Below are 24273 nucleotides of genomic sequence, written 5' to 3'. Positions count from 1 at the left end.
GTTGGGTGCTCTTTTTGGTTTTATTTAAGATTTTTCAGGGTGGATGACTTAGTCGAACGCGCGTGAAACTTCTTTACTAACACGTCTAAGAATCCCGATTTGCTCTTCATTCAATCTGCTGGTCAACGCAACAAACTCATCTATGGCCTCTTGCCGAATCATTTCGTCTGTAGTCATATGTTCTTCAGAAAACATCAACTCACTGATAGACACGTTTAAGGCGGTTAACACCTTCTCCAAGGTATCAATCGAAAAGTTTCTTTCGCCACGCTCTAGTGATCCGATATATGCATCATCTAATCCTGAAAGCTCCGCAAGTTGTTGCTGTGTTAATCCCTTAGCCTTCCGAATTGCTCTAATTCTTTCCCCAACTGAATTCCGTAATTTTGTCATATTAACCACCTCTCCTAAAGGTTAGGAGAGTATCGATGTAATTAGCAGAGACTTAAAGGCGGTAAAATGTATTGAAAAAGCTGCTATTAAGTACTATATTTAATTTATTGTACTACTTATTTGGAGTTTCAAAAAGAAATATATTAAGAGTGAGTGTTTTTTTACTTTAATCATTTTAAAGGAGGAACCCTCTTTGCGAACGTCCATCCTGAAATCACTCAAACCGGACATCATTGTTGAAATGTTGGAGATGGCTGTGGCTTTTGAAAGTTGGAATAAGGTGATGGAGACGGCGGATATCTTGTATCAATGTGTCCAGCGTATCTACGAAGAACGGCAGTATCATAAAGCAATGAAATTACCCATCCCGCATGTCAATTTAGAACGTCCGTTGGTATATTATTTTGGGCTCAGTCACCTGATGTGCGGAATGGCTCACCAGCACCAGGGTGCGTATGAGCAGGCAAGGGAGTACATTTATAAGTATGCTGAGCTAGGGTGGATGGAGGATTTAGAGGAAGAAGACAATCAGGTTGTCGAGGAGTTCAGGTTTTTAGCCAAAACTAATTTATATGCAGTGGATATTTTGTCTGGAAATATAGAGCTAATTGAGGAATACGTAGACTTTTTACAAGATAATCTAGAGGAAATATTACCGGGGCTCAATACCATATTACAGGCAGCGCTTAGGTATCATTTGGATGTGGCAGATATTTTACATACGTTTGCAGAGCAAATTAATGAATTTGAGAGTTATGAAGACGCAGAGAACATATCTTACTATTATAGGTACTGCTATCATTTGGCTTTGTACTATCGGAAGTGTGGCAGATTACAGGATGCAGTGGGACTTACTGTACGGGCGATGCAACTAGCTGATCAGTCGGGTAATGATCGTAATCTCAAGAAATGTACAGCATTGTTCGAATCATTACGGGAATCAGCGACAGCGGAGCAAATTAGCGAGTATCGACAGATGCTAATACAGTGTCTTGAGGAATACGGAACTGAGAGCATTCCATTGTAAAGAGTGTAAATGAATGATCCGCTATAACCTGAACGGGGGATAGGCTCGTAACGGAGAGGAAATAGATAGGTAAGAGACGTTTCAGGTGCTAAAATAACTATGTTACAGGTATGTTTTTTAGTTCGGATCGTAAATACGATTTTACATTATCATTCGACATAGATAGGGGTATGGAATTTGTTTATTCAACTTATAAGTGTGGGGAAATTAAAAGAGAAGTATTTGGTCATGGGTATTCAGGAATACGCTAAACGGCTGGGACCATACATCAAGTTTCAAATGATCGAGGTAGCGGACGAAAAGGCTCCTGACACACTGAGCGAGGCGGAGGTTCGGCAGGTCAAGGAGCGAGAGGGCGAGCGTATTTTAGCCCATGTGAAAAGTGAAGCACACGTGATTGTACTTGCCATTGACGGCAAACTGTGGAGTTCGGAAGAACTCGCGGAGGAATTGGACAAGCTCGGCACCTACGGTACAAGCCATGTTGTCTTCGTCATTGGCGGCAGCCATGGTCTCTCTGACGAAGTCCTCCGTCGAGCCCAGCAAAAGCTGAGCTTCGGAAGAATGACTTTGCCTCATCAGCTGATGCGACTGGTACTGGTGGAACAGATTTATCGGGCAGTGAAGATTAATCGAGGGGAACCGTATCATAAGTAGGGCGAAGTTCAGGTGCATTTTGAGATCGGAGCAGAACATAAGGCTAGAGTCGATGTTATTCGTACTCTTGTATAACCGGTCTGCCTGGTTGCGGTTATAAGTGACATTCGGCTCTCAATTCAATACGCTCAAGCGAACCGCTATAAAGCTATGCAATTTGGTTTTCGCAACAGACGGGAAGTCGTTTGCTCTACAAAGCGTCCATTGGATGGAGGAAGTGGAAATGGGAAATAGAAAACAAGAACAAGCAGCGACATACCGCTGCTTGTTCTTGTAATCTTACGCATGGTTTCATTCTTTGCTTGTGACGGATTGTATGCTATTCGCAGACTGACTTCGCATCGAGAACGATAATATAGCCGGAAGGAGTGCGATTGCAACACCAATTGCGCCAGCCACGCCGATTGACTGTAAGGAGAAGCTTTCCACCACAATACCGCCAATGGCAGCTCCGACAGCAATTCCCAACTGGATGAAGGATGTATTCAAGCTCAGAAGGATTCCCGCTGCGCTTGGTGCCAAGCTAATCATATAAACTTGTTGAATGGGACCCGTAGACCAAGCAAAAAACGACCATAACAGCAGCAACGGAAAGACAGCTATTGATGTATGGGCAAAGAGGGACATAAGGATCAAAATAGCAGCGTGGATCATTAAGCTTCCATTCAGCGTACGCGGAATACCTAATTTATCCGCACCATAACCTCCAGCCTGGGCGCCCAGCAAACTTGCTATACCGAATGAAAATAGCGCGATGCTCACCATCCCATTGCTCATACCCGTAATGTTCATCAGAAATGGTGTAATAAACGTGTAAATGATCGTATAACCGACCATCCAAAAGAAGCTAATCGACAAGGTTAATAATAGCTGCGGCCTTTTCAACAGGGCGAGTTGTTCTTTAAGAGGCACATTTGCCTCTCCTTGCGACTTTGGCAACGCCATTAAAATGACCAGCATCGCGATAAAACTAAGAAGGCCGATTCCATAAAAAATCATTTTCCAGTCGTAGGTGCTGGCAATGACTCTTCCCACAGGAACGCCTAAAATAAGCGATAGATTAAATCCCATCATGATAGTTGCTATGGCGGTGCCTTGTTTTCCAGGTCCGGCAATTTGAGCAGAAACAGTTAAGGCAACCACGGTAAAGACACCTGTACTAAGAGCTAAGATCACTCTCGCACCAACAAGCATTGGATAGCCCGTCGAGACCACCGTAATTAAATTCCCTATAAAAAAGAGCGCCAAAGCAGCCAGCATAAGTGTTCTCCGGCTTAGCTTAGAGGTAGCCGCAATGAGAATCGGAGTACCCACCGCGTAAGATATGGAATAAACCGAAATGAGTTGGCCAGCAGCAGCAATGGTTACGCCTACATCTTTGGAAACTAGATCCAGTATCCCGGCAATTACAAATTCCGAAGTTCCCACTAAAAAACTTATAATCGCTAAAATATAAACTTTCCACGATTTAATCATTTGATTATTCTCCTTTATAATTCTATATATCTAAAAATATAGAAATGATAACAATGAAGGATTGCAATTTCTTAACATCTTACTTTCTTTAATGCCTAGCTAGCTCCTTGCGGACAAGGGGGGCGACATCCGTTCCAAATCGTTCGATCGTTCTTAACAAATCACGATGTGGAAGCGTACTAAAGTCAACGTACAAAAGAAAACGAGTCAAGCCCAGTTGTTTGATTACACGTACGATCTTTTCTGCTACATATTCTGAATCTCCAACATAAAGAGCGCCGCGAGGGCTCAGTGCTTCCTCATATACACTTCGTGTATAAGTCGTCCAACCGCGTTCCCTTCCAATTTGATTCATTTGTTCGGCCATAATGGGATAATACTTTTCTTTGGCTGCTGCAAACGAGTTGGCAATAAAACCATGCGAATGACAGGCGATTTGCAATTGATTAGGATCGTGCCCTGCTTGTTGGGCTGCTTTAAGATATAACTGCACTAAGGGAGCGAAACGCTCCGGCATACCGCCTATAATGGAGAAAATGACAGGAAGACCAAGCTGACCGGCACGAATGGCCGACCCCGGACTGCCGCCAGTAGCAATCCATACTGGAAGCGGGATTTGTTGCGCTCGCGGGTACACGCCCATATTGTGCAGCGGTGCGCGGTGCTTGCCGCTCCATGTTACGTTCTCTGAAGATCGTATTTTGAGTAAAAGCTCCAATTTCTCATCGAATAATTCCTCATAATTTTGCAGGTTATATCCGAAGAGCGGAAAAGATTCGACAAAAGAACCGCGTCCGGCCATGATCTCGGCCCGCCCATTTGTTAAATTATCCAGAGTGGCGAAATCCTGATAAACACGGACTGGATCCGACGAAGATAATACCGTAACGGCACTGGACAGCCGAATATGGTTTGTAGTAGCTGCAGCCGAAGCTAAAATAATTGCCGGCGATGAGCTTGTGTAGTCCATGCGATGATGTTCACCGATCGCATAGACATCAAGACCGACCTGATCAGCCAGCTGAATTTCTTCCATCGCTTGTCGCAGTCGTTCGCCTGGCAGAACGCCCCCTCTTTTGGGGTTGGTGTGAAGAAATGTAGAGATTCCAAGTTCCAATGGCACGCGATTTTCCAAAATGGTTTCCCTCCCTTATCTCTTCTATAATTCTAAAGATATAGAAATGATGCTTAAAAAATTTACGCCAGTAAATATGGCGCAAACTTCATTGCCACTTCTTGATCAACGCTGTAGTGAATAAACGAACCGTTCTTTTGCGACTGGATTAAACCCGATTCCGTCAGCTGCTTGAGATGATGGGATAACGTTGAACCGGCTACGTGTCCAAGCTGTTCACCGATCGCGGTAACGCATTGATTCTTTTGCTTTATTAGCATTAAGGCAATTTTTAGTCGTGTAGGCTCACCTAGAGCCTTGTATACTTTGACAGCTTGCATTAGATCGTGATCGACATCAGCCATTAAATTCTCCTTTCAACCATCATTTCTATATTTATGGAACTATAGAAATGATGTTACCACCTAATGACTGCGGTGTAAAGTGAAAATTTGCTGTTTGTCAATCGTCTGTGAAACCTTAACTCGTCCGAGAATATGCCACTTTCAAATTTTGCCCGAAGCGCTCACCAAAGCGACGAGGTCAGAGGGATTTTACAGCTAAATATGGACCTGACCGTGGCCAACCAGATTATGGCTTAACCATCAAGCAATAAGCTTAAGAAGACTTAAAGTACACTTTACACCGGTATTAATTGAATGAGTCTGCCAAAGTGAGTAGGCATAGCGAAGTCTGGCTCCACAGGGCCGCCATTGTTTTCGCCGATAGACCCGTTAAGGTGAACCGTATCATAAGTAGGGCGAAGTTCAGGTGTATTTACATTTTCCATTTCAAATGCTATCATGCAAACATGACGTTAACGTCATATTATATCTTGAAAGGAGTGATACATCATGAACCGCATGCGCATTGGAGATTTGACAGAACGAGCAGGGGTAACCCAGCGCACGGTTCGCTATTACGAGAGCATCGGATTGCTTCCTTCAGGCGAGCGCGAAGGCAATGGTCATCATTACTATACGGAAGAAACGGTTGCTCGTCTGCGTAAGATCGATCAGTTGAAGAAGATTGGCCTAAGTTTGGAGGAAATTCGGGACGTAATTGAGCTTTACTTTACGGATACGAGCGGGGTGCTACCGAAGCGGAAAGTCCTCGGCATACTGCGCCAACATCTGGACGACACGGATCAAAGGCTTGAAGCGCTCGGGCAGTTCCGCAGCGATTTGCAGTCACATATAGAACGTTTCGAGCGATGGCTCGAGGCCAATGATAGCGATTAATTTTTTTGCTCTAAACATGACGTTAACGTCATGTTTAGCATCCTAAGGAGGTTAAATTCATGAGAGAAAACATTGGATTTATCGGACTCGGACTGCTCGGTGTTCCAGTCGCTTCCAATCTGCTCCAAGCAGGATATGCATTGACCGTATACAACCGCACCCCAGAAAAAGCGGAGCCGCTCGTGGCCCAAGGTGCGCTGCAGGCGGTTCGTCCAGCTGACACCGTGACAACCGGTGGCATCGTCGTCACCTTGGTTTGGGACGATGAAGCATTGGAAGACGTCGTCAAAAGCGAAGATTTCCTAGAACGCCTGGGCATAGGCGGTATTCATGTATCAATGAGTACAGTGTCGCCGGATACGGGTAAGAAGCTGGCGGATCTGCACGCGCGGCACGGTTCCGTCTATGTTGAGGCGCCTATCTTTGGACGGCCGGAGGCAGCCGCTGCCAGGCAATTGTGGATTCCAATAGCGGGTCGGCAGGAAGCAAAGGAGCGGGTGTGGCCGCTGCTGGAAGCGATGGGAGCTAAAGGGATTTTTGACTTTGGCGAGGAAGCCGGTTCGGCTGTACTCGTCAAACTGATCGGTAACTTCCTAATCGTCTCCGCCGCACGCTCACTGGAAGAAGCACTAGGAATAGCTGAGCGCGGCGGGGTTGATCCCACTGCGGCGGTTAATATGCTTACGAGCACACTGTTTACCGCCCCAATCTATCAAAGCTACGGCAAAATGATTGCCGAAAAGTCAGCATCCGTATCCGAAAGCAAAATTCCGCAGAAGGATGTCGGTCTCTTTCTGTCGGCGGCGCAAAGCGCACAATTCCCGGCTCCGCTTGCCAGCCTGCTGCTTGATATGCTAGAGAACGGAGATCGGAGCAGACTCTAAGGCTGCTGTCGATGTTATTCGTACTCTTGTATAACCGGCCTGCTCTCAATCTATGACGCTGAAAGTAGTATTCAAAAAGCAAATGAAAAAGGTTCACTAAGCGGGCTCCAATTACTGAGGGGGCCCGCTTAAGTTTTGGACGATTTTAGTCGAGGCTTGGGCTACGTTTATAGGGAGGATAAGGTACAGATGGCCTTGATGCGCCGTTGTTTATCTGCATTGATTTAAGTCAAGAGTCGAGAGATACAAAAAAAGTATCCTCTCAGGTGTCTTTTTTAAATAACTTGCTGTTATGGACAGCGCGGTGAACCGTACCACAAATAGGGCGAATCATATTATTGCGATTACACTACTGGGTTTGGATCTGCCAAACCTAAAATATCCACAACAGTAGCTCCATCTCTTCTGTACAATGAGGAAGTTAATCTGAAAGAAAAATGCTCAGTACCTGTTTTGGCTACAGGGATAATGGTCACAGACGTACGACCTTCGCCATGGACATACGCATATAGCACTGCTATAATGGACGTATGAACACATATGACAAAATATTGGCAGCTGCTCTTAAGGTACTCGAAGAGGAGGGGGGAGCCCAATTTTCGACGCGAGCCGTAACTGCGATCGCCCAGGTTACGGCTCCTACACTCTACCACCATTTTGGAAATGCCGATGGACTCCTAAGTGCAGCTATAGTGGAAGCGTTCAAACAGTTACTTGAAAGTAAGATTGCCGCAGTGGAGTCCACCATTCCAGAGATGGCTCTTCGTCAAGGATGGGATGACTATGTCCGCTTCGCGGCAGCCCGTCCTCGGATTTATGCGGTGATGATGGGGCGGTTGCTCGAGGGCGCCCATATCGAAGCGGCAGATCATTCGTATCAAGCACTAGTGCAAAATATTCAGAGAGTCGCCGCTGAAGGCAAACTGGCTGTATCAGCCCAGGCTGCGGCAGATCTGGTCTGGGCTTCCGCCAATACGGCCTCTTGGCTCTATGTGACGGCCCAAATTCGTAACGCACCCCCCCCCCAACCCGACGTAGTTGATCTCATTCGGGAAAGCGTAATGCAGATCATTTTGATCCAAAGGCCGGACGCCGATTCAAAATGAGGGATTCAATGACAGAGCCTGGAGACTCCAGGCAAAGCCCCAATTTAGAAGACGCATAAGAAAGATCGCCTATCCTACCTGGACCTCCAGAGGATGGCGATCTTTTTATGTTTGGAGGAGCGAGCATTAGTTCTCTTGGATTTGTGTTGTGTGATAAGTGAAATGTGGTAAGCCGAGAGCATCACGCAACACCCGCTAAAACGATGTTCAGACCGCAGGGCAACATTTTAGAAAATATATAGCACCGCTATATACAATTTTGTATAGCGGTGCTATAATACCGATATAGCGGTGCTATATCGTGATCCAAATCTTATCAAACCTGGGAGGGATACTATGTCATTCAAAACTCAAGAACTGGTCGTCGTCACAGGTACGTCCAGCGGTATCGGCAGGGCTACCGCGGAACAGCTTGCCGCTGAAGGATTTCACGTTTTGGCGGGGGTTCGTCGTCAGGAAGACGCCAACAAAATCAAACGCAAAAATATCGAGCCGGTGATCGTCGATGTTACCAATATCGACACATTAAAGGCGCTGGCCGAACGGGTGGAGCAAGATCCGCTTGGTCGACCTTTGCGGGCAGTGGTCAACAATGCTGGCATCGCCGTTAATGCACCTCTTGAGATGGTTCCGCTCGATGAATTTCGCCGCCAGATCGAAGTCAGCGTGATCGGACAGGTCGCGGTTATTCAGGCGCTCACACCGGCCTTGCTGAACAGCGGCGGACGCGTGGTCAATATCGGCTCCGTTGGCGGCAAGGTCTCCATGCCCGGATTCGGAATTTACTCGGCTGCGAAGTATGCGATGGAAGCAATCAATGACAGTCTTCGCAGGGAGATGTCCTCGTTTGGCCTCAAGGTAATCATGATCACTCCGGGTGGCGTCAGCACGGGCCTGTCTGAGCAAGGGATTACGACAGCGGAGCGGCTGGCCAAATTGATGACGCCGGACCAACACCGACGCCATGATCGTCTTTTTGATGCCGTGAAGGCTCAGGCTGAAACGTGGGCAACGGACGGTATCCGCCCCGAGAAAGTGGCAGCAGTGGTTTCACGAGCAATCCACGTAAGTAAGCCGCGCACCCGCTATACGGTCGGTCGCGATTCCGCGCTGCTGACCCGACTGGTCCGTATTCTCCCGGACAAACTCCTCGATCGGATGCTCCGCAGCCAGATGAAGCTGCAGTAACGGGCAGATTCACGAATCCTCTTGGACAGAAAGCTAAAATGGGGGAATGAAATATGCCACAAAACAAGTTTGAAAATGCCATTATTGTAGGTGGATCTTTAGGTGGTCTAATGATGGGGCTTGCGTTATCTCGTTCTGGTTATACAGTTACCATTCTTGAACGTGCAGATTCATCATTAAGAAATGGTGCTTTTATTCGTTTGCAAACAAAGCCTTATAGTAATAGTGAAATTGAACGAGAATTAAGACACTTGGCATCCAATGGTAACAACAATGTTGAAGCCTGGTCAGCCATTCAAGAACGTTTGCGCAATGCGGTTGCTAAAGAACCTGGTATTACCCTTCAGCACAATACACGAATTGTTAGTGTTGGGCAAAATGAATCATCTGCTTGGGCTACCAGTTGAAGAGGAGCAGACTTTTAAAGGTGACTTTTTGATTGGCGCAGATGGATATCGCAGTATGGTCCGCCGCTATTTAAACCCTGACAAACCATTTGCAGATTATGCTGGCTATCTGGTTTGGGTAGGGAAGGTGGACGAAGAATTGCTGCCAAAGAAAGACTGGAAAAAACGGCAACTTTCGAGTGCTTATTTCAACAATAGTGCTGCCGGTACATTGACAACTGCGGTGATGCCAGGTTTAAAAGGGGGAATCAATCCTGGCCAGCGATGGATTGGCTTTTGCTGGTTTGATAATTCGCGTAATCATTTGCTGTCTGAATTAGGTGTATTAAAGGGCGGGATTGCCCAGAATTCCTTATACGGTGAAGCTATTCCGGATTCGCTACTAGAAGAACTATCACAAACCAGCCAAGCAAATTGGAATAAAGAAGATGATGCAATTTTGCAAATCGCGATTAAGGACCGCAGTTTAATCGGGGCACCTGTTAATGAATACATCCCTAATATATTGTCAAAAGGAAGAATAGCCATGATCGGCGATGCAGCTCATACCATGTCACCAATGACTGGCGCAGGCTTTAATGACTCACTTGATGATACGGTTGCCATTATGGGCTCCATTAAACAGTATCCGAATTCGATAACAAAAGCTTTGGGTGAATACCAATCACGTCGTTTATATGTGGTTCGTCAAGATGTTCTTGGGGGCCAAGGCTTTAATCGTTCTTTTGGACGATTATAACAGCATTTAACTATGCCATTGATACACTGGAATTTCAAGCATACACGGGGAATTCCCCCATCTGAGAAAACGGTAAAGCAAAAAATACGAAGTATTTATAAATTAGGAGGAATTAGTATGAACGATACAAAGAACCCTTACGTTACTGTACTCTGGGAGGCGAGAGCTAAGGCAGGGAGAGAAGCCGAGATGAAGGCATTCATGACTGCTGCTGTCACCCCCTCGCGCAACGACCCGGGCAACATTGACTACGAGGCTCACGAGGTAGAAGGTCAGCCTGGCACATTCATCATCTACGAGCGCTGGGAAAACCGGGATGCCCTTGATCGGCACCTGAGCGCCCCCCGGATGCAGGAACTGGTGCCCCAGCTCTTAGAAATGATGGAGGGATCCATTGAGGAAGGGATTCGACTCCTGCAGCCGTTCCGCCCAGCGCAGTAAAACGCAACACCGAGCGGAACTCATTAAGTTCTGCCGGAAAGCGTGAGAGATATTTTCGTGAGCGGTTAAAGGCTTTAGTGGAGGAGGCAAAACGTTGGCAACGATCGATGATTTCGCAGCACTAGATATTCGTGTCGGAACGATTAAGGAAGCGGAGTTTTTTGAAAAAGCAAAGATCCCTGCGATAAAGCTTAAGATTGATTTGGACCGGAGATCGGGATGAAATCCTCAAGTGCACAAATAACTAAGCGTTACAAGGTTGAGGAAATTGTAGGGAAGCAAATTATAGGAATCGTCAATTTCTCTCCTCGGCGCATTGCGGGATTCAAATCGGAGGTATTAGTTTTGGGAGGAGTCCCGGAAAAAGGAGATGTTATTCTATTGAAGCCGGACACTGAAATACCTAATGGTACTCCTATTGCGTAAAAATAAGGCTCTAAAAGCGGCTCAACCTTAAAATCAGTGCTTGGCGAGTAGAGCAACAGGCGGGCCGATTGCATTTCCAGAAGAATGCCGTTTTTGTAGCGGTTACGATTGTAGCCAACAAGGTGCCCAGACGTTTTCTGCTCTCACCATTTAGTGCATCCGCTGGAGGATTTAGCAAAAGATGTTGCGATTTCAAACGAGCTTTCGCCCATGATGATAACGTATGATGAACGTTTTTCGCACTGCCTGCAGGCATTCGATCACATACCCGTTGCCCTTTCTTGATGGCGAAGTCATCTACTCCGAGCACCGGCTCGGTCACGGCTTTGGCCTTTCCCCAGCTTTTGTTTGGACTTGTTCGCTCATCTCCAGCATAGGATTTCCTTTCAAAGGCAGGGAGATGGCGTACGGTTCACATCCGATTTCCTTTGCGATTAACGTGCGCAGCGGATGGGCAAATCGGGGAACTTTGCCGATAAGCGACCGGAATGGCTGCTGTATTCTCTTTATTTGTGAAAAAGTCGAATGAGTGCCGAGATTTCTTCCAAGGGTTATCATTATAGTGGAAAAACTCCCGAAGCGTAAAAACCGGGGATGTAGGGCAACGTTATAGGGAAAACATTTTTGAAGCCAACCGTTACGAATTTTATAGTCAAGCGGAATGACTGCAGCATAAACGATACGAACGAGCACTTCGTTCGCTTGCGGTTGAGGGCGTTCAACGATGGCTCCCTTCAAAACGTTTGGGCCACCATATTCGTTGACGAGAACAGCTTGCATCAATTTTTTGGACATACTTATCTCTCCTCCAATATCACTCATGATTTGTTTGTTATACTTCCATTTACTTTTCTAGTGTAGCGGCTATTTTTTTGGCTAAGGCTACAAACTGTACTTTTTCTTCATCATTAAGATGTTCCGTTGTAATCTCTTCCAGCTTGCTCCAGGCCTGATTGACTCTGGATTCAATTTCACGCCCTGTTTGGGTGAGTGATACGAGGGTTACTCGTTTATCTTCCTCAAGCGGCTGCAGGTAACAAGCCCCGCATCATCCAAACGACGAACAGATTTCGCTATGGTCGAGTGATCCAGGCGCAGCGATTTTGAGAGACTATTCTGAGATTGGCTATCCCGGTGCCATAGCTGCATTAATACGAGTTCCTGCCCGGGGTATAAGCCCGCTTCCCGAAGCAGTTGTCCCGCAATTCGATGATGAGAACGGGCAAGACTGAAGATCGAGAAGCTTAGGGGAAATTGGGTGACCGCTTTGATCTCATTTTCAATGACTTCGCTGTTGTCGCTGTTCTTCAATGCTATCATCCTCTCTCTATTTATATGGTCGTCAACATAAATTAAAAATCTCGGTAGAAGTTCAATACTAAACGGCGTTTCTCTGTGTACTCTCTCGGCTTAAAACCCCAAATTCCCGATATTTCGGAAATCGGCATAATCCCATGGCTCCGTAACGATCGCCAATGAATTCAATATCGACCGGAATATAACGATGGGAGCTTCTACTGTAATCAGGAAATGAGTAGAGAACAGGATTTTTCGCTGATCACCTTGTTAAACTGAACCGTACCACAAATAGAGGCATGTACCCCATGAGTCGCCTCTAGGTTCGCATAGCAGGCAAACTCCTTGCCACGTAACTATCCCATTTTTCTCTGTAGACATAGAGTGAGTCATATTCCTTATATGGAAGCACGGTTAGAAGAGGGGGAGCCATGCGAGTGATTCATCTAATCTACTTGATTTGTTGCCGAAGCAACCAATGAGGTGAACCGTACCCTAAATAAGGGCAAGTTTTTGTGGAGGTATTAAGAACGGTTTGTAATCCAAAAAAAAAATTAGCTGTTAACGAAAGAAAAAACGCGCTATGGCGCGTTTCCTTACTTAAACAGTCTCCAAAATGGTCTAAACTGATTTTTTATATACATCTGCAAAAACCTTTGCAAAGTCTCCAATCTTGACTTTGCCGAGGTGGTAGTCGGTGGCACGGAGGCTGGCGTAGAATTCGTCGGCGTTTTCACCCGCGCGGTACAATTGGGCGAAGCCGTTGGCGGTATTTTCATGGAAGCCGATTTTCTTCATATTTTCAGCGAGAGCTTCGACGGGAATTTGTTGGAATTTGGCTTCGACATCATTTTCAGCAAGAGCATTTAGCCAGTCGTTGCTTGTGGCCCAATCGCTTACTACGAATTTCGTGCTTTTTCCCGCTGGGGTGTGAGAAATGAGAGCGTAAGCGACGTCCGCGATATCAACTGGGCTGACCCACCCTTGCGGGATGTCGGCTGAAATTGGACTGAAGAGGATTCGCTGGGCTTTGAGGCTTTGCATGTCGGCAAAAAGATTGCTGTAAAAGCCGACAGGGCGGATATGAACAACGTTCACGCCTTCGAGCGAGTTGAGTGCGTCTTCTGCAAAATGATAGCTGTAAAGGATGCCGGCGTTGGGGTTGTCAGCGCCGACTGAGCTGAGGTTGATGACGTTTTTCACGCCTGAGTTTAGAACGGCAGTCTTGTAATCTTCAGAAAGCTCGATGGCGGTCTGCCACATATCCGTGCCAGTGGCAAAATTGATGCCAGAAATCATGAGGTAAACGACGTCGCTGCCTGTGAAAGCCTTGGTGAGGAAGTCGACGTCACGGTTTGAGCCGACAGCAGCCTTGGCGCCGAGCGCTTCGATGCCGGCGATCCGATCTTTGGAGCTTGTGATGACGGTGACATCGTGACCGTCTGCGATGAGGCGTGGAAGGTAGACACGATTGATATTGCCGAGTGAGCCGAGAACTGTGATTTTCATTGTGTTCTCTCCTTCTTTTTGATAAAGTGATGTCAGTGACTGACATTCGAGATCATTATGCGCTTGCTGGATACTGTTGTCAAGAAAAAATGTCAGTCACTGACCTTTTTGATAAATTGTAAAAAACTACAAAAATAGGAATGGTAAAATGAATAGTAAAGAGAAACTGCAGGCGGCGGCCACGAAATTATTTATGGAAAAAGGCTATGAAAATACGACGGTGCAAGAGATTGCAAGCCTTGTAGGTGTGACGGAGAGAACCTTTTTCCGGCAATTCAAGGACAAGTCTGACGTGCTTTTTGACACAAGAAATGAGATGGGGCAGCAAGTCGCGGCTTTTATCACGGACCATTTTGACGTCGAGCAAAAGCCGCTGAAGCTTGCGGTTGATGGCTTTGCCTCGGTTTTTAGTTTTTTTGATGGCGAGCGGGAGAGGGTGCTGGCGCGGAATCAAATTATTCAAAGTAACCCTGATTTGCAGGAGCGTGAGCTGCTAAAAAGCCAGGCGCTGATTGAGTCTGTCACAAACGTCTTGTCTGTCAAATATGATAGCGAGCTGTCAGAGCTTGCCGCACGATTTGCGGTTGAAATTTTTCACATGGCTTTTATCAAATGGATTGAAAGTGCCGAGAAAGGCTTTGTGGAGCAGGTGCTCGCAGTTTATGAGGTGTATCAAAAACTCTGTCAGTACTGACAGAGTTTTTGATTATTGCGGTGCCGAAAGTCAGGTGACAAGAACATTGCCCAAATGAAGTCCTCATATCGAAGGCTTTTTTAATTGTCAGATCAAATTCTTGTCATGTCCGCCGTGCAGCTCGATAACCCCGAGGAATAAGAGAGACAAAAAAACTTGCCGTTACAGAAAGTGCGGAGAACCTTATCACAAATGATGCAATTTCGCTTCACACTCGACCTCATACTGTGACGGAGTAGGTTGGTGTGAACTTGGTGAATAAATGGCAGAAAATATGGCTAGCCACAGCCAACCATATTTTTAAAAGCATTTTTTGATTTTAGACACAATCAGGTTTCCCTTTAAAGCGAACCTAAATCCCTTCTAGGATCTCTTCCGTTGTGCGAATCCGGCCAATCCTCGGAAAAATAACGTCCCGTACATGCTCATGTTCGGCCTTGGTGAACCCGGTCATGGCGTCAATTGCAAAAATAAGTTGATAGCCGTGCTGAAATGCCTCTCTTGCGGTTGTATCGACTCCGATACCTGAGGATATACCGCATAAAACGATCGTATCAATATTTCGGCGGCGTAGCTGCAGATCAAGGTCTGTTCCATGGAAAGCCCCCCATTGTTTTTTGGAGATGATATGGTCTGTCTCGGTCACTCCGAGCTCGGGAACAAATTCATCCCAGCCCTCTATCAGGTTCAGTCTAGGTGCCGTGATATCGAGCTTGGGAGAAGGTATATCCTTGAAGTCTTTACTGGATACGTGTACAAGATTCACAAAAGCTCCCTTGTTACGAAAAAGATTGGCCAGCTTAGCTGAATTTGCAATGACCATCTCGGCAGAATAAGGAGCATACTGACTGCTAATCCAGTTTTGAAGGTCAATGACGACCAGAGAAGTCTTGTTCCAATCCAATAACGGTGCTCGTTCCCCACCCTTCAAATGATTGCCACTTAGTTGATTCATATAGAACCTCCTCCTAACCTTATCTTGTAATAAAATGATGACTACATCAGTATATAATCGATGATATAGAACAACGAGAGAGGGAATTAACCTAGGAGCGTTACTCCCAGAATACAAAGAAATACTGGAGGGATGAGATGAAATGCAGGAGGAACGCGAAAAGACCGGAGAACTAGCTGAATTTCTCCGTACCCGACGGGCCCGTCTGACTCCGGAGCAGGTAGGTTTACCTTCCGGTGAAAGACGGCGGACACCTGGTCTTAGAAGGGCAGAGGTTGCCATACTCGCTGGTATCAGTGTGGATTGGTATACATGGCTGGAGCAGGGTAGAGACATTCAGGTATCCATCCAGGTGCTTGATAGCTTGTCCCGTGCGCTGCGAATGAACGACATTGAGCGAAAACATCTCTTCTTGCTCGCTGCAGGACACTTACCCCCGAGTAACCAAGCGCCACAGAACAAGGTAAGCCGGCTACTGCAGGATTTTTTGGACAGACAGGGGGAAAGCCCTGCCTTTGTGGTAAATTCAAGGTGGGATGTCGTAGCCTGGAACCAGGCCGCGATTCTTGTTTTTGGAGATTACGAAGCAATGTCGGCAAGAGACAGAAATTCGATATGGCGCCTATTCACTACGAATAATGCGAAGCGGATGCTGGGTGACAGTTGGGAAGCGAACGCCAAACATCGGTTAGCCCAGTTTCGGGCCAACTATGCAAATACAGTCGGGGATCCTTGGTGGGGAGAGTTTATTGAGGACCTCCACCAGCAAAGTAAGGAGTTTCGGGAATGGTGGCCGTTGCATCAAGTTATAAATGTGCCGGAAGGTGAAAAGCTGCTTAATCATCCTGTTGTCGGTTCCCTTCGTTTTGGTCATCTTTCCTTCCAGGCTATGGACTCCGTTGACCTCCAGGTTACAGTTAATATTCCTTTGGATACCCCAACAATTGAAAGAATGAGAAAACTTCTTTCTGCGGTTAATCGATAATTCAGCATTTGCCATGTCCGTTGAAGTTATTCCATTTTGGCAGGTGACCTTTCTTTAGCGGGATGGAATAATGAATGAACATCGTGATGTTAGTATGATTCCAATTTGTAAAAAAATGCAAGTGGGTGAGTTGGGGATATGGCTAAAATCGTCAGCGCATGGACCTAGCCAAACGTAACGGGTCGTCTCATCGTTCGGATTAATGACTCACAGGATTGCTCTAAAGCGGTTGTTTAAGCGAGACACTGTAAAGAGACCCTTTTTATTTGCCATTAGACCCGATACGGTGAACCGTATCATAGGTAGCGGCAAGTTTCTTTGGGCTTCGATAAAGGCTTTTATATTTGAGAATTTACAAACTTGCCGTTTACAGCAAAGCTGAGAACCATATCACATATTTCGGGGGAAATTTTACCACTGGCACTCAACTAATGGGCTGAGGTTCAGTGAAATGGCTGTTTAATATCGTTTTCTATTTATTTAGCCAGAGTAACACATCCGCTTAACCTAAAATATGATGAGTCTAGAAATCAAATGAGGTGAGCAAATGGCAGTCGTAAAATCCAGGAAACAGGATATCGATATGTTGGCAAGGTTGCTTCGAGCTGAGGCTGAGGCCGAAGGCGAAATGGGTATGCTCCTTGTTGGAGCTGTTGGCATTAACCGAATAAGAGCGAATTGTTCCGATTTTAAAGGAATCCGGACAATTCCCCAAATGATTAACCAGCCGCATGCGTTCGAAGCGCTACAACATGGTATGTACTATCAAAGAGCAAGAGATAGAGAACGCCGTCTGGCACAACGGGTTGTGAATGGGGAACGGAATTGGCCAGCCAAATACTCGCTATGGTATTTCCGCCCAGGATCGTATGAAAACCCCGGACCATGTCCACCAACTTGGTATAATCAGCCGTTTGTAGGTCGATGGAAGAAACATTGTTTTTATGAACCGACTGCGATTGAATGCGAAAATGTATATAGTACGTTTTAAAATCTGCATGATTGCATCAGATCAAGTTTTATTTCGGCGGGACTCGTGCATGACTTTGTAGGTAAGAAATACCTAAATCACAACGCATTTTTGCCGATGATCCCATTACGCTGAACCGTATCACAAATAATGCGAAACTTGGGACCTAGTCTTCGGACAGGGGGGCGACTCCCCACGCCTCTGCCAACCTTACTAAAAACGAACATAACATACTTAGTTGGTGGATTTTCAGTAACAGTTTGGTTTAGTTAGAAAAAAGACAGTTAGGGCACATTGAGTAGCCTTAACTGTCACTTTTATTCATGACTCCAAACAGATTGCAGAAATCGTTAGAAATGACGCCAGTCGCTGTTGACAGCGCCTTGCAAAGAGCTTCGAAAATAATGTTATGCAATGGTTTGAAGGTAAAAAAATATAAAAATACCGTAATCAGCTCTTGCGTAGCCTGAAATTTCAAATCTCAATGTTTGTCTCCAAAAACTCAAGATATTTTGGGTCGTCTTCCATAAAAATATCAATACCGGCGCCCATGTAAGCCCGGGTTAACTCGTCAGCCGCCTTTTCAAAGTTTTCCTGTTCATAATATAACTGCCCCAGCCGAAGGTGAATATACGGATTACCCAACCCCTTCGGACACTGTACGGCATTAAAAAAGCACTTGAAGGCCTTATCGTAATTCTTCATACGATAGTGGACATCCCCAATAGCTACATATATCCAGGTAGCGGCCTCCCATTCTTGATGATTTTCAGGCAATAAACGGAGGGCGGCAATATAATTTTGCTTGGCGGCATCAAGATCGTCTGCCTTCACTAAGTCATCGCCTTGTTTACATAGAGCCCTAATTGTGGAATAAGTGGAATCTGAGAGCTGCAAAGCGATCTCTCCTGTTCTATTCGATTGGATTAGATTAAGGAATTTTAGCCAATGATCGTTTGTTGGTTTTCATCAAAAATAGTGGCGTCTGGTATTGCCGATTAAATAGCCTATCGCCCAAATGATATGATCTGTAAATTCATCTCCATGATCAGACGGGAATATGAAGCGAATGCGCTCGGCACTGTCTTTGACTTCAGGCATTCATATGAAGAGTCTACCAAATTTTTAAGCCTATTCATAGATTGAAAGCGCGTTCTAGTTTATGTGAGTACTATTTTTAAAGGGGCCATGCGTGGCATGTAGTATTTTAAATGGCTTGATATGGTTTAGGAGAAAGGATGATAGAAATGCCAAATGATAATCAACAGCTTCACAAGGAATCGATTAAGTACCTAACGACTGCCTCTCTTCGCGAAAATGATCCTAAGTTTATCTGTGCAATAAGTGATGTAGCCTATGAGTTTTTAAGATCTGCCTTTGGATTGCCTCTACTAATTAAAAAATACGGATATCCCTGTTTTGAAAAAACACTTCAACAAGTCGAGAAACAGTATCAGGATATGCCAGAAGCATTTAGGAGGCATTTTACCCTTGATGAAAATGGAAAGGCAGTTCAATTGAGAACTCCAAGCGAAACGAAACAAATGATTGAACGCTTTTTCGCATCACAGAACGGTTACTAGTAGCCAGACAAAGAGGTAATTCGGTATCACTCATCACAGTCAGATAAGCCCCCAATCTTCTCCGATTTTAATTGGAGTGTTCCTACCCACTCTTCCGATTTCTATGCTTTAATAAAATGAGCAGTATCAACAAGAAGCGTTGAAAGTGGGATTCTATGAAGCGACTAACGATTGGCCTGTTCGCCCATGTGGATGCAGGTAAAACAACTTTTGCGGAACAGCTGCTGTACCATACGAACAGTATCCGGTCCCGGGGGCGGGTGGATCATCAGGATGCGTTTCTGGACAGCCACGACATCGAGCGGGCAAGAGGTATTACGGTGTTCGCAGATCAGGCGGTAATAGAATATAAAGGAGACCGTCATTATTTAATAGACACGCCCGGACACGTCGATTTCTCTCCGGAGATGGAGCGGGCGATTCAGGTCATTGATTATGCCATCCTGATTGTAAGCGCAGTCGAAGGTGTCCAGGGTCATACGGAGACGGTCTGGCAGCTGCTGCGCAAGCATCGGATTCCGACGTTCTTCTTTATCAACAAGACGGATCGGATCGGTGCAGATACAGACAGAACCGAGGCAGATATCCGTCAGCAGTTGACGGGGGAAGTATGCTGCATTACACAGAGCTTTGCTGACGGCATAGTCGGTGAGCCACTGCGGGAGGCCATGGCGGAGCGAGACGAAGCCTTGCTGGAAGCATTCCTGGAGGGGAGAGAGGACGCCGGCTTCTGGCTGGAGGCCTTGCAGAGGATGATAGCGGCGGGTCTTCTCTTCCCTTATGCTTACGGCTCTGCGCTTCAGGATACGGGCGTCATTGAATTTCTGGATCAGCTGCATCTGCTGACGACATCCACTTATGACGAGAATGCTTCGTTCCAGGGGCGGGTTTATAAAATTCGGCATGATGCAGATGGAGCGAGACTCACGTTCATTAAGGCGCTCGGTGGTCGGCTAAAGGTGAGAGAACAGCTTAGTTACGAGAGTGGCGGCGTTCAATACGACGAAAAAGTTACGCGGCTTTTCATGTTTAACGGTCTTAAATCGCAGCCGGTGGAACAAGTGGAAGCCGGGGATTTGTTTGCCGTTGCCGGCTTGTCCGCCGCCGAGGCTGGACAAGGCCTGGGGGCAATATCAGACAAGTTAGCTTACGATTCGGAGCCGACGTTACAATCGAAAGTATTATTCGACAATGCGATACATGTACAGAAGGTGCTCAGTGCTTTTCGCACGCTGGAGGCGGAGGAGCCTTCTCTGAACGTCGTTTGGGATGAGAAATTGCAGGAAATTTCTATCCGCGTCATGGGATTGATTCAGCTGGAAGTGCTGGAGCAGCTTGTTAGAGACCGGTTTGGCTTTGCTATCTCTTTTGGACAACCGGAAATCTTGTATAAGGAAACAATTCAATCGGCTGTAAAAGGGTACGGCCACTTTGAACCGCTCAGGCATTATGCGGAAGTGCATTTGCTGATTGAACCGGGAGAAAGGGGTAGCGGCATCATGTTCGATAGCAGATGTCATGCCGATGAACTGAATGTCAGCTATCAGAATCTGATTCGGAACCATCTCTATGAACGGGAGCATCACGGATTGCTGACCGGCATGTCGGTCACCGACGTGAACATTACGCTGCTGAGGGGCCGCGCGCATAAAGAACATACCCATGGCGGTGATTTTCGTGAGGCTGCCTTTCGAGCACTACGGCAGGGTCTGGAGAAGGCGGACAACGTGCTGCTGGAGCCCTATTACGATTTCAAAATCAAGGTCGCTATCGATGAAATGGGCAGAGTACTGTCCGATATTCAGCGTGCTTCAGGTATTTTTAATCCGCCGCAGACAATCGGAACGCAAGCGGTGGTTACTGGCAGGGTGCCGGTATCGACCTTCATGAACTACAGTGCCGAATTCGCATCCTTTACGCATGGACGAGGCAGTATTCGCTGCGTGTTCAGTGGCTACGACCGCTGCCATAATACGGAGGAAGTCATAGAACGGATGGGCTACCGCAAAGAGGCAGACCCACTGTATACCTCCTCCTCCATCTTTTGCGCCAAGGGGGCGGGTTACTCGGTGCCATGGGCTGAGGCGGAAGCCAAGATGCACCTTGAATTAGAACCTTGAATGATCTATTAGGTAACTAAGCAGCTAAGAAATTATCGTGAGTAGTAAGCCTAATAATGTGCTGCTTTTACGATTTAAACTGGGCAGTTGCCGTTACTAGGACAGGTGTCCCTACATAGAAATAAGCTGATGAGAAAGGCTTATGTCATGAGCGGGGATGGTGTAAAGTAGATGGCGCAAAAGTTGCAAGAGAAAAGTACACGATTAACCGGAAGGATCGTACTTCCGGGCAATCCGTCATACAATACGGCCAGAATGGAGTTCAATAGGCGCTTTTCCAAATTTCCAAGGGTCATTGTTTTTTGCCAACGAACTCAGGATGTGATCAACGCAGTCAAATGGGCTCGTGAGCGGGGCATAAGGCTGCGAGTGCGCAGTGGACGGCATAGCTATGAAGGCTTCTCAACTGTAAATGGTGGCATTATTATCGATGTGAGCGAGATGAATAAGGTTACAGTTGATCGAAAAAATGGAGTGGCCATTGTCCAAACAGGAAATCCCCTTGCCCGTGTGTACAAAAAGCTGTGGGATAAGCGTGTGGCAATCCCGGCGGGGACTGCGCCCGACGTAGGCGTAGCTGGGCTTACCCTGGGAGGCGGCATTGGATTACTTTCCCGCAAATATGGACTTACGTGCGATAACTTGAAACAAGTGAAGATGGTCGTAGCTTCGGGGCGGTATGGGGCAAAGACGATTGTGGCAAACAGCAAAAAACATTCCGATCTGTTGTGGGCATCACGAGGCGGAGGGGGAGGGAACTTTGGTGTTGCAACCGAATATACATTTCGGGTTAGACCGATTTCATCGGTTTCTATATACAGTATTACGTGGAAATGGAGTGACCTTGAGAAGGTGTTGCCGGCTTGGCAACGCTGGGCCCCATCTGTCACGAACCGCTTAACCTCAACCATCGAGGTCGCTGCCAAGCAGGTGGGAACCATTGTATCTACCGGACAATTGCTTGGCGGTGCAGAGGAGCTGCGGCGATTGATTAGACCGCTCTTGCGAGCAGGCACTCCGGTGAAGATGATGGTGAAGACAGTACCTTTTATTGAAGCAACCCATTTTTTTGCCGAATCGGACCTGAATTTAGAACCAAAGTTTAAAATAACCGGGGCCTACGGATTCCAACCTTTGCCGCCTGAAGGAGTACGAATTATACGCGACTTTTTAGCCAAAGCACCCAACAAGCATTCTAGCGTGTGGAGTCAGAGCTTAGGTGGTACAGGAAGCGCGGTAAGGCGGGTATCGCCTACTGCAACGGCCTATCCTCATCGGAAGGCGGAGACAATTTACGAACTATCAGCCCGCTGGAGAAACAACGGGGAGCAGGAGCGGAATATTTAGTGGGTGGAAAGGTTCCGAAGAGCGTTGCGTCCCTTTGTTAAAGGGGATTATGTGAATTTTCCCGATCTGCAGATTAAGAACTGGCCCAAGGCGTATTATGGCGAGAACTTTGGTAGATTGAAGCAGGTGAAACGAAAGTACGATCCTCATAATGTGTTTCGTTTTGCTCAGAGTATTCCAGTAGGTAAACAGGTCGGAAAATGACAATACACACACCATATCAAAATTAAAACAGGGAGCTGCCGGCGGCAGCTCCTTTGCAATTCCGCTGATAGCGACGATAAGTTGAACCGTATCATAAGTAAGGACAAGTTTTTGCTTGAGGTGGGCATAATAGATTCATTGTGTGTAAAAGGAAGGAGCTACACGACAAGGAAATGGATCATCCCTATGTAATTTTACCTGAAGAACAAGCGCCCAATGGTATAGAGCATTGTGAAATTTGCGAGCTATCCAAGCAGCGGAATCGTGTCATCTGGGGTGAAGGAAATCCGAAAGCTCCACTTATGATGATTCTGGATAATCCCGGAGCCCGGGAGGATCGGGAAGGAAATTCGTTTTTATGCGGTACCCGAGAAACACTCCAATACGGCATGAGAGAGGCCGGGATAGATGTAGATGATGTTTATGTCACCTATTTGCTAAAATGCCGACCGATGCGTGCCTATAATAAACCCGAAGCTAGAGCGGCTTGTCTCCCTCATCTACAGATGCAGCTTTTTCAGAAGCTGCCGCTTGTATTATTTGGATTTGGCAATGTCGTAGCAGAAGCCATATTCACAAATAAGGAAGGTGCCAGTGTCAAGGAGTTACGAGGCAACTGGTATGAGTTACAGGGTACGCCCATCAGCTTCACCTATCACCCGCTTGCAGTAAGAAGACGACCCAATTTACTTAGGTTCTTCGTAGAAGATTTGAAAGCTTTGAAGGATAAGTGGAAGGAGATTCAACTCAAGCAGGATATAGATTGACGAGAATATTATAGGAAAGGGGCTGGTTGTGCCAGCCCCTCTTTCATTCCTTTTTCTCCAGCTCTGCCTTTAATCTTGCATTCTCTTCCAACAGCTTTTGAACATCCGGGACATCCTTGCCGGAAACCCAGCCATACAAATCTTCTCTTGCTGCATACTCCGGCAATTGATCACGAAGTACCATTTTAATGTGCCGTACATCTTCAACATAATAGATAGGGATTTGTTCCATGACTGATTGCTTAAACTCTTGAAACTTCTGATAGTATTCAATTGCTGCGAAGTCGTATGGCTTTTGTCTTAATGCTTCATCTGTGACAACAAAAGCAAATCTAGGTTTGCCCGCTTCTCCGGCATACTCATACTCCCAATGGATATAGCTCTTGGATTCATCAGGAAGTGTTAAACCATAGAATCCTCCGAGAATCAGGACATATATATCGGACTCGTCGATCCATCTCTTTCTAATTTTCATTGGACTTTCCTTGAAAAATTGCTCGATTCCCGCAGGGATATGACCGGCTTGAAGTACGGCTTCAACAGCGGTATGTCTTTCCTCAATAAGATCATAGTAAGTAGACGATATGTAAATCTGTAATTTTCTCCTCATAGGCCCACCCAAATTAAAGAATTAGTTTAAAAAGAATCTACCACTCTCTCACTTTATTTGTCAAAATTGATTGGGGTCCTCAACAGCCCAAGTTGAATGCTGAATAGATCCCTCAGATCAAAAATAAGTGGTTG

28 protein-coding genes and 2 pseudogenes are annotated in these 24273 nt (G+C 46.2%); 17 read left to right on the top strand and 13 right to left on the bottom strand.

The window, feature by feature from the left end; translation table 11 throughout:
* Window positions 1-48 precede the first annotated feature (48 nt).
* A complete protein-coding gene (locus ACQQ6X_RS15635; protein WP_064797521.1) occupies window positions 49-393 on the bottom strand; it encodes a helix-turn-helix domain-containing protein in 345 nt (114 codons plus the stop codon).
* 193 nt (window positions 394-586) lie between these two features.
* On the opposite strand from ACQQ6X_RS15635, the gene ACQQ6X_RS15630 reads away from it, so the two are divergent.
* The gene (locus tag ACQQ6X_RS15630) at window positions 587-1420 is read left to right on the top strand and encodes a DNA-binding protein (protein WP_305166090.1); all 834 of its coding nucleotides are present in this window, start codon (window positions 587-589) and stop codon (window positions 1418-1420) included.
* A 177-nt stretch (window positions 1421-1597) separates the two neighbouring features.
* The gene (gene rlmH, locus ACQQ6X_RS15625) at window positions 1598-2077 is read left to right on the top strand and encodes a 23S rRNA (pseudouridine(1915)-N(3))-methyltransferase RlmH (protein ID WP_305166089.1); all 480 of its coding nucleotides are present in this window, start codon (window positions 1598-1600) and stop codon (window positions 2075-2077) included.
* Between the two features lie 291 nt (window positions 2078-2368).
* Here the strand turns inward: rlmH and ACQQ6X_RS15620 are convergent, their stop codons facing one another.
* The 4 genes from ACQQ6X_RS15620 to ACQQ6X_RS15605 all read right to left on the bottom strand — a co-directional run bounded on the left by ACQQ6X_RS15620 (window position 2369) and on the right by ACQQ6X_RS15605 (window position 5457).
* Entirely contained in the window at window positions 2369-3553 is a 1185-nt protein-coding gene (locus ACQQ6X_RS15620; RefSeq protein ID WP_305166088.1) for an MFS transporter, read from the bottom strand.
* Between the two features lie 88 nt (window positions 3554-3641).
* Window positions 3642-4691, bottom strand: a complete 1050-nt coding sequence (locus ACQQ6X_RS15615; RefSeq protein WP_430493603.1) for an LLM class flavin-dependent oxidoreductase — start codon at window positions 4689-4691, stop codon at window positions 3642-3644.
* Between the two features lie 59 nt (window positions 4692-4750).
* Entirely contained in the window at window positions 4751-5032 is a 282-nt protein-coding gene (locus ACQQ6X_RS15610; protein ID WP_305166086.1) for an ArsR/SmtB family transcription factor, read from the bottom strand.
* 275 nt (window positions 5033-5307) lie between these two features.
* Window positions 5308-5457 carry a hypothetical protein gene (locus ACQQ6X_RS15605; RefSeq protein WP_305166085.1) on the bottom strand — a complete coding sequence of 50 codons (150 nt, stop codon included), beginning with the start codon at window positions 5455-5457 and terminating at the stop codon, window positions 5308-5310.
* Window positions 5458-5521: 64 nt separating this feature from the next.
* On the opposite strand from ACQQ6X_RS15605, the gene ACQQ6X_RS15600 reads away from it, so the two are divergent.
* The 8 genes and pseudogenes from ACQQ6X_RS15600 (at window position 5522) to csaA (ending at window position 11099) form a co-directional block, all read left to right on the top strand.
* On the top strand, window positions 5522-5908 hold the full coding sequence (locus tag ACQQ6X_RS15600; protein WP_305166084.1) for a MerR family transcriptional regulator: 387 nt from the start codon (window positions 5522-5524) through the stop codon (window positions 5906-5908).
* Window positions 5909-5967: 59 nt separating this feature from the next.
* Window positions 5968-6792, top strand: a complete 825-nt coding sequence (locus ACQQ6X_RS15595) for an NAD(P)-dependent oxidoreductase (RefSeq protein ID WP_305166083.1) — start codon at window positions 5968-5970, stop codon at window positions 6790-6792.
* 530 nt (window positions 6793-7322) lie between these two features.
* Window positions 7323-7898, top strand: coding sequence for a TetR/AcrR family transcriptional regulator (locus ACQQ6X_RS15590; protein ID WP_305166082.1), 576 nt, complete (start codon window positions 7323-7325; stop codon window positions 7896-7898).
* A gap of 336 nt (window positions 7899-8234) precedes the next feature.
* On the top strand, window positions 8235-9086 hold the full coding sequence (locus ACQQ6X_RS15585; RefSeq protein WP_305166081.1) for an SDR family NAD(P)-dependent oxidoreductase: 852 nt from the start codon (window positions 8235-8237) through the stop codon (window positions 9084-9086).
* Window positions 9087-9139: 53 nt separating this feature from the next.
* Window positions 9140-9493 carry an NAD(P)-binding protein gene (locus ACQQ6X_RS15580; RefSeq protein WP_305166080.1) on the top strand — a complete coding sequence of 118 codons (354 nt, stop codon included), beginning with the start codon at window positions 9140-9142 and terminating at the stop codon, window positions 9491-9493.
* Window positions 9465-10232, top strand: a complete 768-nt coding sequence (locus tag ACQQ6X_RS15575) for an FAD-dependent monooxygenase (protein WP_305166079.1) — start codon at window positions 9465-9467, stop codon at window positions 10230-10232. The genes ACQQ6X_RS15580 and ACQQ6X_RS15575 overlap by 29 nt, the downstream gene beginning before the upstream one ends.
* 117 nt (window positions 10233-10349) lie before the next feature.
* The gene (locus ACQQ6X_RS15570) at window positions 10350-10673 is read left to right on the top strand and encodes a putative quinol monooxygenase (RefSeq protein WP_305166078.1); all 324 of its coding nucleotides are present in this window, start codon (window positions 10350-10352) and stop codon (window positions 10671-10673) included.
* A gap of 94 nt (window positions 10674-10767) precedes the next feature.
* Window positions 10768-11099: pseudogene (gene csaA / locus ACQQ6X_RS15565) on the top strand (chaperone CsaA).
* 10 nt (window positions 11100-11109) lie between these two features.
* On the opposite strand, the gene ACQQ6X_RS15560 reads toward csaA, so the two are convergent.
* From ACQQ6X_RS15560 to ACQQ6X_RS15545, 4 genes are all read right to left on the bottom strand, one after another.
* Entirely contained in the window at window positions 11110-11421 is a 312-nt protein-coding gene (locus tag ACQQ6X_RS15560) for a hypothetical protein (RefSeq protein ID WP_326401391.1), read from the bottom strand.
* Window positions 11418-11894: a hypothetical protein gene (locus ACQQ6X_RS15555; protein WP_305166077.1), complete on the bottom strand. Its 477-nt coding sequence runs from the start codon at window positions 11892-11894 to the stop codon at window positions 11418-11420. The genes ACQQ6X_RS15560 and ACQQ6X_RS15555 overlap by 4 nt, the downstream gene beginning before the upstream one ends.
* Before the next feature lie 207 nt (window positions 11895-12101).
* Window positions 12102-12410, bottom strand: coding sequence for a MarR family winged helix-turn-helix transcriptional regulator (locus tag ACQQ6X_RS15550; RefSeq protein ID WP_305166076.1), 309 nt, complete (start codon window positions 12408-12410; stop codon window positions 12102-12104).
* 606 nt (window positions 12411-13016) lie between these two features.
* Entirely contained in the window at window positions 13017-13904 is an 888-nt protein-coding gene (locus ACQQ6X_RS15545) for an NAD(P)H-binding protein (RefSeq protein ID WP_305166075.1), read from the bottom strand.
* Window positions 13905-14052: 148 nt separating this feature from the next.
* Between ACQQ6X_RS15545 and ACQQ6X_RS15540 the strand changes: the two genes are divergently transcribed.
* On the top strand, window positions 14053-14598 hold the full coding sequence (locus tag ACQQ6X_RS15540) for a TetR/AcrR family transcriptional regulator (protein ID WP_064797525.1): 546 nt from the start codon (window positions 14053-14055) through the stop codon (window positions 14596-14598).
* Between the two features lie 352 nt (window positions 14599-14950).
* On the opposite strand, the gene ACQQ6X_RS15535 is transcribed toward ACQQ6X_RS15540, so the two are convergent.
* A complete protein-coding gene (locus tag ACQQ6X_RS15535) occupies window positions 14951-15553 on the bottom strand; it encodes an isochorismatase family protein (RefSeq protein WP_305166074.1) in 603 nt (200 codons plus the stop codon).
* A 142-nt stretch (window positions 15554-15695) separates the two neighbouring features.
* Here ACQQ6X_RS15535 and ACQQ6X_RS15530 point away from each other — a divergent pair, with 142 nt between their 5' ends.
* Both ACQQ6X_RS15530 and ACQQ6X_RS15525 read left to right on the top strand, forming a co-directional pair.
* The gene (locus tag ACQQ6X_RS15530; RefSeq protein WP_025679345.1) at window positions 15696-16538 is read left to right on the top strand and encodes a helix-turn-helix transcriptional regulator; all 843 of its coding nucleotides are present in this window, start codon (window positions 15696-15698) and stop codon (window positions 16536-16538) included.
* Window positions 16539-17085: 547 nt separating this feature from the next.
* Window positions 17086-17529, top strand: a complete 444-nt coding sequence (locus ACQQ6X_RS15525) for a cell wall hydrolase (protein ID WP_305166073.1) — start codon at window positions 17086-17088, stop codon at window positions 17527-17529.
* Window positions 17530-17982: 453 nt separating this feature from the next.
* Here the strand turns inward: ACQQ6X_RS15525 and ACQQ6X_RS15520 are convergent, their stop codons facing one another.
* Window positions 17983-18405: a tetratricopeptide repeat protein gene (locus ACQQ6X_RS15520; protein ID WP_305166072.1), complete on the bottom strand. Its 423-nt coding sequence runs from the start codon at window positions 18403-18405 to the stop codon at window positions 17983-17985.
* Between the two features lie 72 nt (window positions 18406-18477).
* A complete protein-coding gene (locus ACQQ6X_RS15515; protein WP_326401382.1) occupies window positions 18478-18609 on the bottom strand; it encodes a hypothetical protein in 132 nt (43 codons plus the stop codon).
* 137 nt (window positions 18610-18746) lie between these two features.
* Between ACQQ6X_RS15515 and ACQQ6X_RS15510 the strand changes: the two genes are divergently transcribed.
* The 4 genes and pseudogenes from ACQQ6X_RS15510 (at window position 18747) to ACQQ6X_RS15495 (ending at window position 23529) form a co-directional block, all read left to right on the top strand.
* Entirely contained in the window at window positions 18747-19091 is a 345-nt protein-coding gene (locus tag ACQQ6X_RS15510; protein WP_305166071.1) for a hypothetical protein, read from the top strand.
* Window positions 19092-19246: 155 nt separating this feature from the next.
* On the top strand, window positions 19247-21211 hold the full coding sequence (locus ACQQ6X_RS15505) for an elongation factor G (RefSeq protein WP_305166070.1): 1965 nt from the start codon (window positions 19247-19249) through the stop codon (window positions 21209-21211).
* Between the two features lie 171 nt (window positions 21212-21382).
* A pseudogene (locus ACQQ6X_RS15500) lies at window positions 21383-22762 on the top strand (FAD-binding oxidoreductase).
* A gap of 173 nt (window positions 22763-22935) precedes the next feature.
* Window positions 22936-23529: a uracil-DNA glycosylase gene (locus ACQQ6X_RS15495; protein ID WP_305166069.1), complete on the top strand. Its 594-nt coding sequence runs from the start codon at window positions 22936-22938 to the stop codon at window positions 23527-23529.
* Window positions 23530-23572: 43 nt separating this feature from the next.
* Here ACQQ6X_RS15495 and ACQQ6X_RS15490 read toward each other — a convergent pair whose 3' ends face one another.
* On the bottom strand, window positions 23573-24139 hold the full coding sequence (locus ACQQ6X_RS15490) for a DUF4062 domain-containing protein (RefSeq protein ID WP_305166068.1): 567 nt from the start codon (window positions 24137-24139) through the stop codon (window positions 23573-23575).
* Window positions 24140-24273: the final 134 nt, after the last annotated feature.

Origin of the sequence: Paenibacillus ottowii (genome assembly GCF_050516475.1) — a bacterium.
Taxonomy (GTDB): domain Bacteria; phylum Bacillota; class Bacilli; order Paenibacillales; family Paenibacillaceae; genus Paenibacillus; species Paenibacillus ottowii.
The sequence above is the reverse complement of the archived record's forward strand: the minus strand, read 5'-3'. Positions and strand labels throughout refer to the sequence as shown.